Source organism: Streptomyces sp. NPDC101191, assembly GCF_044767915.1.
Lineage (GTDB): Bacteria > Actinomycetota > Actinomycetes > Streptomycetales > Streptomycetaceae > Streptomyces.
Genome location: NZ_JBIWOU010000003.1, coordinates 45,381 through 57,869 on the forward strand (window position 1 = coordinate 45,381; position 12,489 = coordinate 57,869).

Genomic DNA, 12,489 nt, shown 5'->3' on the forward strand with positions numbered 1-12,489 from the left:
ACCGGACGATTTCTGGTCATGCTACGCCAGCGTTTCGCGCTCCCTCGCGGCTGTCCACAGGGTGTGGGCGGCGATATGACCGGCGCCCGAAGCTGTGGAAAAGCCCGTGGAGAGCGAGGACCCCATGGCCCATGATCGGGCCATGGAATCCGATCAGCTCGCGGAAGAGCAGCGAAAGGCCGAGGCCGGACAGCGCCCCGAGGAGTCGGCCCGGACGCACCGGGCCAAGGTGTGGGGCGGGGCCCCGCGCAAACTGTGGGCCGCGTCGATGGACGGCAGCGTCGGGGCGCGGCTGCGCGAGCTGGCCGACTGGACCGCCGGCACGGCCTACGACGACACCCCGGTCGACACGTACGGCGACACGGTCGTCGAGGAGCTGGAGCGCCGGGTCGCCCAGGAGCTGGGCTTTCCGGCGGCGGCGTTCTTCCCGACCGGCACCATGGCCCAGCAGGTCGCGCTGCGCTGCTGGGCCGGGCGGACCGGGAACCCCGTGGTCGCGCTGCACCCCCTCGCCCATCCGGAGGTGCACGAGAACCGCTCCTTCGAGCGGGTCAGCGGACTGCGCACCACCCACCCGACGACCGAGCCGCGGCTGCCGACGGCCGAGGAGGTGCGCGAGCACCCCGAGCCCTTCGGCGCGCTGATGCTGGAGCTGCCCCTCCGGGACGCCGGCTTCGTCCTGCCCACCTGGGACGAACTCGTCGACGTCGTGGACGCGGCCCGGGAGCGGGACGCGGTGGTCCACTTCGACGGGGCGCGGCTCTGGGACTGCCCGACGCATTTCGGCCGCCCGCTGCCGGAGATCGCGGGGCTCGCGGACAGCGTCTACGTGTCGTTCTACAAGTCGCTCGGCGGCCTGTCGGGCGCCGTGCTGGCCGGTCCCGAGGAGCTGGTGGAGGAGGCGCGGCTGTGGCGCCACCGCTACGGCGGCCAGGTCTTCCAGCAGTACCCGGCGGCCCTGTCGGCGTTGCGCGGCCTGGACACCGAGCTGCCCCGGCTGCCCTCGTACGTGGCGCACGCGCGCGTGGTGGCGGCCGCGCTGCGGGAGGCCTTCGCGGAGGCGGGGCTCGGCTGGTACCGGGTGCACCCGGAGACCCCGCACACCCACCAGTTCCAGGTGTGGCTGCCCTACGAGCCCGACGCCCTGACCGCGGCCGCGCTGTCCCTGACGGAGGACACCGGCACCGTCCTGTTCCGCCGCTGGTTCCCCGGCCCGGCGGGCGCCCCGCCGGGCGTGGCGGCGACCGAGGTGACGATCAGCGCACCCGGCCTGGAGTGGACGGCAGAGGACGTGAAGGAGGCGGCCAGGGACTTCCTGGGGCGGCTGTAGACGAGCCTCGGGTTCGCCGCGCCGGGCGGGGCGTGGGCGGTGCCTGGGGCTTCGCCGGCCCCGTGGTCGTGCGCGGTGCCTGGGGCTTTCCCGGCCCTGGGACGTGGGCGGGTGCCTGGGGTTTCGCCTGCCGGGCATCGTGGGCGGTGCCTGGGCTTTGCGGGCCCGGGGATCGTGGGCGGTCGGTGCCTGGGGCCTTCCCGGCGGGGCGGGGGGCGTGGGCGGTCCTGGGGCTTTCCCGGCCCTCGGACGTGGGCGGTGCCCGGGGCCTGCCCGGCCTGGGGAGCGCAGGCCGTGCCCGGGGCCTGCCCGGCCTAGGGAGCGCAGGCCGTGCCCGGGGCCTGCCCGGCCTAGGGGGCGCGGGCGGTGCCCGGGGCTTTCCCGGGCCCCGGGATGGTGCGCGGTGCCCGGGCTTCCCCGGCGGGCGCGTGGGCGGCGCCTGACGCTTCCCGGCAGGGGTGGACCTGCCGCCGTCACGGGCCCGGGGCGGCGGGCGGCAGTGGGTCGGCACCCGTCGGGCGAGCGCGGCCCCCAGCGGGCCGCACAGGGCGGGCGCTGGGGTGAGGTTCGCCCGAGGCCCGAGGCGCGAGGCCCGAGGCGCGAGGCATGAGGCCCGAGGCCCGAGCGCCCGCTGGACGCCCGGGACCGGCGTGGCTACGGCGCGGCCTGGCCGCGCCCCGCGTGCAGCCGGCGCAGGAGCGCTCCGCGGAGGCGGCCCCTGGCCGGGCGGCCCGCCAAGACCGCCTCGAAGCGACGGTGGTCGCGGACCGCCCGCAGCGTCGCGATGTCGAGGGCGCCGGGGACGGGCGGCGGGGGCTCGTCGTGCCGGGCGGACCGGTAGGCGTCGAACATGTACTGGTGGAGTGCGTTCACGGCCCCACCGTGCGCCCGGGCCGCTCCGTACGGCCCGCGGATTGACAGGGCTCGTCAAACGGCGGGACACCCACCCCACCGCACCCCTCACCATGGGTCCGTGAGCGTGACCATCGACATCACCGGACTGCCGCACGAGCGGATCACCTTCTGCCCCTCGCCGCTGGCCGAGCTGGGCAACGCCCTGCACGCCCTCGCCGAGCCGGGCCACCACTCCCGGCTGCACGCCTGGACGACCACGACGGCGGCCACGCTCAAGCCCGAGCTCGCCGACCGGCTCCACGAGGCCGACTTCATGTGGCGGTCCACCCGCTCCGACTTCCTGCTGCCCTCACGGCCCCGGGAGACCCTCGCCGAGGAGCTGGACGACCTCGACCGCATGGACGACGAGAAGTTCGTCGGCGCGGCCCTGGAGATCTCCTGCAGCACCCTCAGCATCGACGGCACCCCTTCGCCGCTCGTCGACGCGAGGGCGCGGCGTCGCGCCCTCGACCTGGCCGCGGCCCGCGGCCCGCGCCAGTCCGCGTTCGTGGAGCGGATGCTGGCCGAGCCGACCGCCACCCGCGCCTGGATCCGCCGCCTTCTGGAGGACTGCGAACAGGCGTTCTTCGCCGACACCTGGCGCCGGGTCCGCGTCCAGCTGGCCGCCGACGCCCGGCACAAGACCGAGCTGCTGCGCCGCAAGGGCCTGGCCCACGCACTGACGGCCGCCTCCCCTGCGCTCTCCCTGGAGGAGGACGAGCGCGGCTCCCGGATCGTCGTGGACAAGCTGGTGCACGGCCGGACGGAGGCCCACGGCGGGGCCGTGACGCTCGTGCCGACCGCGTTCGGCTGGCCACACCTCTTCGCCCTGTCCGCGCCCGGCTGGCAGCCCGTGATCCAGTATCCGGCCGACACCGGGGAGGTCGGCGGCGCCGAGCCGGTCGAGACGGTGAAGTTGCGCCTGGAGGCCATCGCCCACCCGATGCGGATGCGGCTGTGCCGCAGCCTGGCGCGCGGCCCGTTCTCGACGAGCGAGCTGGCCGACACGTACGGCATCACGGCCCCGGAGGTCTCCCGCCACCTCTCCGTCCTGAAGAAGGCGGGCCTCCTGACCACCCAGCGCCGGGGCCGGTACGTGCTCCACCAGCTGAACCCCTCCGTCGTGGCCCGCCTGGGCAGCGACTTCCTGGAGTCGGTCCTCCGCTAGGTCCTGGGAGCGGGACCCGCCGGCCGGAGCGGGGCACAGGAGCCGGAGCCCGGAGCAGGAGCCGGGGCCCGAAGCCTGGCGCGGGAGCCGGAGCCGGGCGCTGGAGCCGGAGCCCCGAGCAGGAGTCGGGCGCTGGAGCCGGAGCCAGTAACCCCGGGCGCAGAAGCCGGGGCTCCGCCATGGTCCCCTCCCCTTCGCCCTCCACTCGCACCGACCGGACACCGGACACCGGACACCGCTCTCTGACCCGGCCCGATCCGAAGGGGACGACCTAGTCGAAGCGGATGTGCGCGAGCCCCACCCGGATCCGCCGCAGCCGGTGCCGCAGGGCTCCGTCGGTGTTCGGCGTGATCCGCAGCCCCGCCAGCTCCGCAACGCGGTCGGCGACCTGCGGGACGGTGAGCTCGTCCGTACGGACGTGGTGGGCGAACCGCGGACCGGCGAGGGCCTCCAGACAGGCGTCCAGCCTCCGCACGGCGAAGCTCTCGCGTCGCAGCCCGCGTCCCAGCCCCCGCTCGGTGAGCCGCCGGAGCACCGTGTCGCGATCGGCGAGCAGCGCGAAGTGGCGGACCCGCTCCTCGCCGTGGGCGGCCCGCAACCGCCCGACGATCTCCTCGAAGTAGGCCGGCTCCACGAGCGTCATCGGCACCAGCACCGGTCCGTCGTGCTTGCGCAGCGCCAGGTCGAGCACCTCGTACACGCCCTGCCGCCAGGCGGCGAGGTCCTGGAAGTCCGCCCGGAGCCCGGGCGGGAGGGTGCGGTGCAGCCCGAAGCCCACGTGCTCCGGATCGCAGACGACGCTGCCGGGCAGCCGCCGGCGCAGCTCGTAAGCGGTCTGGGTCTTGCCGCCGCCGAACGGACCGTTGATCCAGAGCAGCACGTCAGCGGCCGCCCGCGCGGACCAGGCCCGTCTCGTACGCGAGGACGACGACCTGCACCCGGTCGCGCAGGCCCAGCTTGGTGAGGATGCGGCCCACGTGCGTCTTCACGGTCGCCTCGGACAGCACGAGGCGGGCGGCGATCTCGCCGTTCGACAGGCCCTGCGCGACCAGCATCATCACCTCGCGCTCCCGCTCGGTGAGCCGGTCCAGCTCCTTGTGCTCCGGCTCCCGCCCGGACGACGGCAGCATCGGCGAGAAGCGGTCCAGCAGACGCCGGGTGGTGGACGGGGCGACGACCGCGTCGCCGCTGTGCACGGAGCGGATCGCGCCGAGCAGCTCGGCCGGCGGCACGTCCTTCAGCATGAAGCCGCTGGCACCCGCCTTGAGCCCGGAGAACGCGTACTCGTCGAGGTCGAAGGTGGTCAGGATCAGCACCTTCGGCGCCTCCGGCTGCGAGCAGATCCGCCGGGTCGTCTCCACGCCGTCCAGCTTCGGCATGCGCACGTCCATCAGCACGACGTCCACCGACGTGCCCCTCAGCACCTCCAGGGCCTCCACCCCGTCGCCCGCCTCGGCCACGACCTCCATGTCCGGCTGGGCGGCGAGCACCATGCGGAAACCGGTACGGAGCAGCACCTGGTCGTCGACGAGCATCACACGGATGGACATGTCAGGGAGTCCCCTTCCAGGGAGCTAGGGAGCGGAGGAGCTAGTGAGCGGGTTTGAGCGGAAGCAGGGCACTGATGCGGAAGCCGCCGCCGACGCGCGGGCCGGCGTCGAGGGTGCCGCCGACCATGCCGACGCGCTCGCGCATGCCGATCAGGCCGTGGCCGCGGCCGTCGGCGCCCCCGTCCTCGTACATCTCCTGCGGCGCGCCCCGGCCGTCGTCCTCGACGAGCAGCCCGAGGCCGTCGTCGAAGTAGACCAGCCGGACGCTGGCACCGACGTCGGGGCCGCCGTGCTTGCGGCTGTTGGTGAGGGCTTCCTGGACGATCCGGTACGCGGTGAGCTCGACGCCGCTGGGCAGCGGCCGCGGGGTGCCCTCGATCTTGAAGTCGACCGCGAGTCCGGCGCCGCGCACCTGCTCCACCAGGTCCTCGATCTGCTGCACGTCGGGCTGGGGCACGTACTCCCCCGCCTCCTGGTGCTCGCCGGTGCGCAGGATGCCGAGCAGTCGGCGCATCTCGGCGAGGGCCTGGCGGCCGGTGCCGGCGATGGTCTCCAGGGCCTGCTTGGCGGTCTCCGGCGAGGAGTCCATGACGTACGCGGCGCCGTCGGCCTGCACCACCATCACGGACACGTTGTGCGCGACGACGTCGTGCAGCTCGCGGGCGATCCGGGCGCGCTCCGCCGCGACGGCCACCTTGGCCTGCGCCTCGCGCTCCTTCTCCAGGCGCGAGGCACGTTCCTCCAGCTGCGCGAAGTAGGCCCGGCGGGTGCGCAGGGAGTCGCCGAGGACCCAGGCGAGCGCGAAGGGCACGGTCATGATGACCGTGAAGAAGACGCGGGCGGCGGAGGACTCCGTCTCGGACAGCGGCCAGCGGAGCTGGGACAGCGTCGCGGCGCTCAGCCCGCCGGCCAGCGCGAGCCGGGAGGCCCAGCGCGGGCCGTCGTGCGCGGCGACCGTGTAGATGATCACGAGCATCGCGAAGTCGGCCATGAAGGGGACGAGCCCGAGGGCGAGCTGGGCCAGGCCGAGCGCGACCGCGAGCACCAGCATCTTCTCCGGCATGCGCCGGCGCAGGGCCACGACCAGGGAGAACAGCGCGGCGACGACGCCGTACGCGACGGGTGTGTCGATCGCCGGGTAGGTCGAACCCACCCACAGCAGGGAGAACCCGAACAGGACGGCCGCCCAGAAGGAGTCGACGCCTGTCGGGTGTCTGCGGATGAAGTCGTAGAGGCGCTGCACGTCACCCAGCGTAGGGAAAGCGGATAGGTGCAGGGGTCAACCGTGGGAGCGATCCTTGCCACGAGGCCCGTACTCCCCAAGGTGGAGACTGGGGCGCGTGACGGATGAGACGTGTCAGTGGGACGGATGGCTCGGGTGGCGGGCCGCCATGGAACGGGCGCTGTACGGCCCCGGCGGCTTCTTCCTGCGCCCCGAGGGTCCGGCCGGCCACTTCCGCACCTCGGTGCACGCCTCCCCGCTCTTCGCGGGCGCGGTGACCAGGCTCTTGGTGCGGGTCGCGGAGGAGCTCGGCACGGACGAGGTCGCCCTCGTGGACGTGGGCGCGGGGCGCGGCGAGCTCCTCACGGGGGTGCTCGCGACGGTCCCGGAGGGCCTCCGGGTCCGCCCCTACGGGGTGGAGCGCGCGGCCCGGCCCGCCGGCCTGGACCCGCGCATCACCTGGACCGGAGACATCCCGGACGGCGAGCGGGGCCTTCTGTTCGCCAACGAGTGGCTCGACAACGTGCCGGTGGACATCGCGCAGGTCGACGAGTCGGGGGCGGTCCGTCTCGTGGAGGTACGGGCCGACGGCACGGAACGGCTGGGCGCCGAGGTGTCCGGCCCGGACGCGGAGTGGCTCGAGCGCTGGTGGCCGTTGCGCGAGCCGGGCGCGCGCGCGGAGATCGGACGCCCCCGCGACGAGGCCTGGGCGGCGGCGGTGGGTGCGCTCGCGGCGGGCACGGCGGTGGCCGTGGACTACGCCCACCTCCACCCCGCCCGCCCGCTCTTCGGCACTCTCACCGGCTACCGCAACGGCCGCGAGGTCGCCCCCGTCCCCGACGGCTCCTGCGACCTGACGGCCCACGTGGCGCTGGACGCGTGCGCGGCGGCGGCAACGGGCGTGGGAACGGGTGCGACGGGCGCGACGGGCGCGGTGGGCGCGGTGGGCGCGGTGGAGCCGGGCACCCGGCCCGGCCCGGGTGCCGGGACGGGGGCGGGGGCGGGCTCCGGATCCGGATCCGGAGCCGGGGCCCGTGCCCGGACGGGGGCCGGGGGCCCGATCATGACGGGGGCCGGGGCCCAGGCCGGGACGGGAGCCGGAGGCCAGACCGGGACGGGAGCCGGGGGCCCGATCGGGATGGGGGCCGGGGGCCCGATCGTGACGCAGCGGGAGGCCCTGCACGGCCTCGGCGTCACGGGCACCCGGCCCCCGCTCGCCCTCGCCTCCACCGACCCCGCCGGCTACGTCCGCGCCCTCGCGGGGGCGGGCGAGGCCGCGGAGCTCACCGCGCGCGGCGGGCTCGGCGACTTCCTGTGGCTGACGCAGCGCGTGGGGATGCCGTAGGCCGGAGCGGGAGCGGATGCCCTCGGCTTCTGCCATCGCGGTCATGATGTCCGCCGGGGCGCGAGGGATACTGTCCGGCATGACGGAGACCACGGTCGGAATCGGCGGCGCGGCGGAGAGCACCGACATGGTGCTGAACATCGGGCCGCAGCATCCCTCCACGCACGGCGTGCTCCGGCTGCGGCTCGTGCTCGACGGCGAGGTGGTGCGCGAGGCCGAGCCGGTGATCGGGTACATGCACCGAGGGGCCGAGAAGCTCTTCGAGGCGCGGGACTACCGGCAGATCATCATGCTGGCCAACCGGCACGACTGGCTCTCCGCCTTCTCCAACGAGCTCGGGGTCGTCATGGGCGTCGAGCGGATGCTGGGCATGGAGGTGCCGGAGCGGGCCGTGTGGACGCGGACGCTGCTCGCCGAGCTGAACCGGGTGCTCAACCACCTGATGTTCCTCGGCTCGTACCCGCTCGAACTGGGCGGAATCACCCCGGTCTTCCATGCCTTCCGCGAGCGTGAGGAGCTCCAGGCCGTGATGGAGGAGGTCTCCGGCGGCCGGATGCACTACATGTTCAACCGGGTCGGCGGCCTCAAGGAGGACCTGCCCGCCGGCTGGCTGGGGCGCGCCCGGCAGGCCGTCGCGGACGTGCGCTCGCGCATGGACGTGTACGACCGGCTGGTGCTCGGCAACGAGATCTTCCGGGGCCGGACCCGCGGGGTCGGCGTGCTCCGCCCGGAGACCGTGCACGCCTACGGCGTCTCCGGGCCGATCGCCCGCGCCTCCGGCGTCGACTTCGACCTGCGCCGCGATGAGCCGTACCTCGCGTACGGGGAGCTCCAGGACGTCCTGCGGGTGGTGACCCGGACCGAGGGCGACTGCCTGGCCCGCTTCGAGTGCCTGCTCGACCAGACGCACAACTCCCTGGACCTCGCGGACGCCTGCCTGGACCGGCTGGACGCGCTGCCGCAGGGGCCGATCAACCAGCGGCTGCCCAAGGTCCTCAAGGCGCCGGAGGGCCACACGTACGCGTGGACCGAGAACCCGCTGGGCATCAACGGCTACTACCTGGTCTCCAAGGGGGAGAAGACGCCGTACCGGCTCAAGCTGCGCTCGGCGTCGTACAACAACATCCAGGCCCTGACCGAGCTGCTTCCGGGCACGCTCGTCGCCGACATGGTGGCGATCCTGGGCTCGCTGTTCTTCGTCGTCGGCGACATCGACAAGTAGCCGGAAGCAGCCGGCGAGTGGTCGGCCGGTGGTCGGCCGCCGAAACGCAGGAAGCCGGTGGACCGTGTCCACCGGCTTCCTGCCTTCCGTGCTGCGTGGTTCGCGCTTCTCGCGCTCGTGTTGCGCGCTTCCGTGGTGCCGCGCTTCCGTGTTGCGTGCTTCCGTGGTGCCGCGCTTCCGCGTTCTCGCCCCTCCGGGTCCCGCTACGAGTTGACCGCGCCCCGCAGCTCCGCCACGTCGAGCTGCTCCGTCTCGTCGTGCGCCGTCAGGTCGATGACCTGGCCGACCGCCCGCTGCTCGGCGGGCTTCCGGGCGACGTCCGCGAGGACCTCCTCGCCCACCACGTCGGCGAGGTCCGCGTTCTGCACGGCCTCGATCGCGGCCGCGGCCTTCGTGGCGCTCTGCGCGCCGTGGGTGCCGAAGTAGTCGAAGCCGCCAGAGGGGCGCTGGACCGGCCGGCGCGCGGCATACGGGACGATCGCGGCCGCGGCGGGCACGTGTCGCATGGCGGCGGCCTTGGTGTGCTGGGGGTCGGCCTGCGGGTCGGCGGACCCGGCGGCCACGGACTCCGCACCGGCCTGGGGCTCCACCTCGGCCTTGGCCTTGGGCTCCACCTCGGCCTTGGGCTTGAGCTCGACCTCGGCCGTCGGCCCGGACGTCGCGCCGGCCTCCGGCTCCGTCTTCTCCTCGGCCCTCGCCGCCAGGTTCCGCAGCGCCTCCGCCGCCCGGCGGTAGGCCTCCGGGGTCGGCGTGGAGGCGGCGGCCGGCAGCGCCTTGGCCTCGGGCGTCGCACTCGACTCCAGGGCGAGCATCCGGCGCCCCTCCAGGGCGCTGGCGCGCTCGGTCTCCGCCGTGGCGTACCGGCGCAGGAGGTCGGCGTGCTCGCTGCGGAGGCCGGCCAGCTCGACGCGCTTGGCGCGCAGCTTGGCGTCGAGGCGGGCGCGCAGCTCGCGCGACTCCTCGAGGTCGGACTCCAGCTCGGCGATCCGCTCGTCGGTCTTCCACTGGTCCGCGGTGCGGGCCCGGGTCAGCTCGGCGACCTGGCGGCCGGCGCTCCGGTCCCAACTGCGCATGAGGACGGCGCCGGTCACGGCGGAGGCCGCGGCGGCCGCGACGAGGAGCCGCAGCGCCAGGGGATCACCGAGCAGCCAGGCGGCCGCGGCGCACACGACCGACGCCCCGGCGACCGCCGAGGGCGGCAGGAGCTTGTGCAGAGGCGGGGAATGGCGGTGACGTCCACGTGGCATGGCCTGAAATTTACCGTGCGTAGGCACCGTATGGGGGGTCGGCCCGGCAATCTCTTGGCGAGTTCTCGCCGTAGGCGACCGGGCCGCCCCCATTCCCCGGGCGGGCCCGGCCGACAGCCGTTACCCGGTGCCTACTTCTTGAGCAGCCCCTTCGACTGCAGATAGGCCTTCGCCACGTCCTCCGGCTTCGCCCGCTCGGCGTCCACCTTCCGGTTGAGTTCGGCGAGATCCGCCGTCGTCAGGACCTTGGTGATCTTGTCGAGGGCGGCCGCTATCTCGGGCGATCCGGCGTCGGCGGCATTGACGACGGGCAGCACGTTGTCCGCGTTCTGCAGCTTCTTGTCGTCCTCCAGGAAGACCAGGCCGTACGACTCGACGGTGGCGTCCGTCGTGGTGGTGAGGACCAGCTGGTCCACCCCGTCCTTGACGGCCTGCTTGGCCTGCGGGGTGCCGACGCCCTTGGGGTCGACGCCCGTCACGTCGATCCCGTAGGCCTTCTTGAGACCCGGCGCGCAGAAGGGCCGGATCTCGCATTCGTCACCGGCGGCGATCTTCACCTTGATCTTGGCCCGGCCGAGATCGGAAAGGGTCGTCAGCTTGTTCTTCTCCGCGAATTCCCGGCTCACCGCGAACGCGTTCTGGTCCACCGCCGAACCGACCGCGAGGACCTTCAGTCCGCGCGGCTCGGCGAGCTTCTTGAGCGCCTCCGTGGTGGCGGCCGGGTCTCCGGAGGCGACCGGCTTCTCCTCGGGCGCCTTCGGCCCGTTCACCTTCGCGTTGAGGAATTCCGCGAGCGTCGCCGCGTATTCCGGTACGACGTCGATCTCGCCCTTCTCCAGGGACGGTTCGTACAGCTCGCGATTCTTCACGGTGGTGACGCTCGCCGCGTATCCGGCGTCGTCGAGCGCCTGGGCGTAGAGCTCGGCGAGGATCTTCGACTCGGTGAACGCGGCCGCTCCGACGACGACCGAGCCCTTCTTCCCGGCCGCGCCGGCCTCGGCGCCGCCGTCCTTCGACTTCTCCAGGCTGTCGCCGCCGCACGCGGCCAGCGAGACCGTCAGGGCCGTCACGCCCACTACGGCACTCGCGATGCGCGAGGTCCTGCTCACAAGATCACCCATCTCAGTCGTCGTCCGTCACCGCGGGAGCCCGCGGCCGAGGAGCCGGTCCGCGGCCACGAGGAGCGCCTCCACGAGGAGGGCCAGCAGGGCCACGAGCACGGCGCCCGCGACCACCTGCGGTGTGTTGTACGTGTTGAACCCGGCGGTGATGATCCGGCCGAGACCGCCCTGGCCGACCATGGCGGCGATCGTCGCGGTGGCGACCACCTGCACCGCCGCCGAGCGCAGCCCCGTCATCAGCATCGGCCGGGCCAGGGGCAGTTCGACCCCGCGGAAGAGCTGCCCGCCCGACATCCCCATGCCCCGCGCCGCCTCGACCACCGCGCGGTCCACCTCCCGCACGCCCACGTAGGCGTGGGTGAGCAGCGGCGGAATCGCGAAGAGGACGAGCGCGACCACCGTCGGCACGTACCCGGCGTTGCGCAGCGGGGAGACCATGAACAGGGCGAGGACAGCGAAGACGGGGATCGCCCGGCCCGCGTTGGAGATGTTGACGGCGAGCGCGCCGCCCCTGCCCACGTGTCCGAGCCACAGGCCGAGCGGCAGGGCGAGGGCGCAGGCGAGGAGCAGGGCGGCCCCGCTCACGTACAGGTGCTCGGCCAGCCGGTGCCAGACGCCGCTCTCGCCCGACCAGTTGGCCCCGGTGGCCAGCCAGGACCAGGCGTCCGCCAGGACGTTCACGTCAGGCTCCTCCCGTCCGTCCGGCGCGTATCCGGGTCCAGGGCGTCAGGAGCCGCTGGAGACCGAGGAGCAGCAGGTCGGCGACGACCGCCAGGAGCACGCACAGCACGGCGGCGGCGAGCACCTGGGCCTTGAAGAAGGTGGGCAGCGCGTCCTCGATCAGGTTGCCGAGGCCGCCGCGGCCGACGATGGAGCCGACCGTGGTGAGCGCGATCGTGGAGACCGTCGCCATCCGCAGACCGGCCATCAACGCCGGCAGCGCGAGTGGGAGTTCGACCTCCCAGAGCATCCGGCCCGAGCCGTAGCCCATGCCGCGCGCGGCCTCCTTGGTGTCCTCGGGCACGGCGGCGAGTCCGGCCAGGACGCCGCGGACGAGGATGGTCAGCGAGTACAGCACGAGTCCGGTCACGACGAGCGCCGAGGAGAGCCCGAGGAAGGGCAGCAGCAGCGAGAACATCGCGAGCGAGGGGACCGTGTAGAGCAGTGTGGTGAGTCCGAGGACCGGGCCGGCGAAGCGCGGCCTGGCCCGCGCGAGCAGGGCGAGCGGAAAGGCGACGACCAGGCCCAGGAGCACCGACACCACGGTGATTCCCACATGCTGGAGGGTGGCGTCGGTCAACTCCTGGCTGCGGGTGCGCAGATACTCCCCGCAGATCCAGTCATTCGTCACCAGGCAGTTCGCCGCGGCCATGCGCAACCCCCCTTCGCC

At 73.8% G+C, this 12,489-nt stretch carries 12 protein-coding genes; 4 read left to right on the top strand and 8 right to left on the bottom strand.

Annotated features, from left to right (window positions below; translation table 11 throughout):
• The first annotated feature begins 142 nt into the window (after positions 1-142).
• The gene (locus tag ACIRQF_RS13375; RefSeq protein ID WP_404091889.1) at positions 143-1,330 is read left to right on the top strand and encodes a threonine aldolase family protein; all 1,188 of its coding nucleotides are present in this window, start codon (positions 143-145) and stop codon (positions 1,328-1,330) included.
• A gap of 654 nt (positions 1,331-1,984) precedes the next feature.
• On the opposite strand, the gene ACIRQF_RS13380 is transcribed toward ACIRQF_RS13375, so the two are convergent.
• Positions 1,985-2,203, bottom strand: a complete 219-nt coding sequence (locus ACIRQF_RS13380) for a hypothetical protein (RefSeq protein WP_376626567.1) — start codon at positions 2,201-2,203, stop codon at positions 1,985-1,987.
• Between the two features lie 100 nt (positions 2,204-2,303).
• Between ACIRQF_RS13380 and ACIRQF_RS13385 the strand changes: the two genes are divergently transcribed.
• Entirely contained in the window at positions 2,304-3,392 is a 1,089-nt protein-coding gene (locus ACIRQF_RS13385; protein WP_382477183.1) for a DUF5937 family protein, read from the top strand.
• 271 nt (positions 3,393-3,663) lie between these two features.
• Here ACIRQF_RS13385 and ACIRQF_RS13390 read toward each other — a convergent pair whose 3' ends face one another.
• From ACIRQF_RS13390 to ACIRQF_RS13400, 3 genes are read right to left on the bottom strand one after another with little or no spacing between them, the layout of a single operon-like run.
• A complete protein-coding gene (locus ACIRQF_RS13390; protein WP_389750901.1) occupies positions 3,664-4,272 on the bottom strand; it encodes an AAA family ATPase in 609 nt (202 codons plus the stop codon).
• Between the two features lies 1 nt (position 4,273).
• Positions 4,274-4,942: a response regulator gene (locus tag ACIRQF_RS13395; protein ID WP_376626573.1), complete on the bottom strand. Its 669-nt coding sequence runs from the start codon at positions 4,940-4,942 to the stop codon at positions 4,274-4,276.
• Positions 4,943-4,982: 40 nt separating this feature from the next.
• Positions 4,983-6,185, bottom strand: a complete 1,203-nt coding sequence (locus tag ACIRQF_RS13400; protein ID WP_382477179.1) for a sensor histidine kinase — start codon at positions 6,183-6,185, stop codon at positions 4,983-4,985.
• Between the two features lie 97 nt (positions 6,186-6,282).
• On the opposite strand from ACIRQF_RS13400, the gene ACIRQF_RS13405 reads away from it, so the two are divergent.
• Positions 6,283-7,509 carry an SAM-dependent methyltransferase gene (locus ACIRQF_RS13405; protein WP_404091894.1) on the top strand — a complete coding sequence of 409 codons (1,227 nt, stop codon included), beginning with the start codon at positions 6,283-6,285 and terminating at the stop codon, positions 7,507-7,509.
• Positions 7,510-7,588: 79 nt separating this feature from the next.
• Positions 7,589-8,731 (top strand): NADH-quinone oxidoreductase subunit D, encoded by a 1,143-nt coding sequence (locus ACIRQF_RS13410; protein ID WP_376626579.1) that lies wholly within the window; start codon positions 7,589-7,591, stop codon positions 8,729-8,731.
• Between the two features lie 203 nt (positions 8,732-8,934).
• Here ACIRQF_RS13410 and ACIRQF_RS13415 read toward each other — a convergent pair whose 3' ends face one another.
• The 4 genes from ACIRQF_RS13415 to ACIRQF_RS13430 all read right to left on the bottom strand — a co-directional run bounded on the left by ACIRQF_RS13415 (position 8,935) and on the right by ACIRQF_RS13430 (position 12,471).
• Entirely contained in the window at positions 8,935-9,978 is a 1,044-nt protein-coding gene (locus tag ACIRQF_RS13415) for a hypothetical protein (RefSeq protein WP_404091897.1), read from the bottom strand.
• Positions 9,979-10,109: 131 nt separating this feature from the next.
• Positions 10,110-11,099 (bottom strand): ABC transporter substrate-binding protein, encoded by a 990-nt coding sequence (locus ACIRQF_RS13420; RefSeq protein ID WP_404091900.1) that lies wholly within the window; start codon positions 11,097-11,099, stop codon positions 10,110-10,112.
• 15 nt (positions 11,100-11,114) lie between these two features.
• Positions 11,115-11,780, bottom strand: a complete 666-nt coding sequence (locus ACIRQF_RS13425) for an ABC transporter permease (protein ID WP_382477173.1) — start codon at positions 11,778-11,780, stop codon at positions 11,115-11,117.
• A 1-nt stretch (position 11,781) separates the two neighbouring features.
• Complete coding sequence (locus tag ACIRQF_RS13430) at positions 11,782-12,471, bottom strand: ABC transporter permease (RefSeq protein WP_376626586.1); 690 nt, start codon at positions 12,469-12,471, stop codon at positions 11,782-11,784.
• Positions 12,472-12,489 lie beyond the last annotated feature (18 nt).

Bases quoted from the DNA above. Each gene is read 5' to 3' on its own strand.
- ACIRQF_RS13375 (WP_404091889.1), top strand. From the start codon at position 143: ATGGAATCCGATCAGCTCGCGGAAGAGCAGCGAAAGGCCGAGGCCGGA.
- ACIRQF_RS13395 (WP_376626573.1), bottom strand. From the start codon at position 4,942: ATGTCCATCCGTGTGATGCTCGTCGACGACCAGGTGCTGCTCCGTACC.
- ACIRQF_RS13410 (WP_376626579.1), top strand. From the start codon at position 7,589: ATGACGGAGACCACGGTCGGAATCGGCGGCGCGGCGGAGAGCACCGAC.
- ACIRQF_RS13415 (WP_404091897.1), bottom strand. From the start codon at position 9,978: ATGCCACGTGGACGTCACCGCCATTCCCCGCCTCTGCACAAGCTCCTG.
- ACIRQF_RS13420 (WP_404091900.1), bottom strand. From the start codon at position 11,099: ATGGGTGATCTTGTGAGCAGGACCTCGCGCATCGCGAGTGCCGTAGTG.
- ACIRQF_RS13430 (WP_376626586.1), bottom strand. From the start codon at position 12,471: ATGGCCGCGGCGAACTGCCTGGTGACGAATGACTGGATCTGCGGGGAG.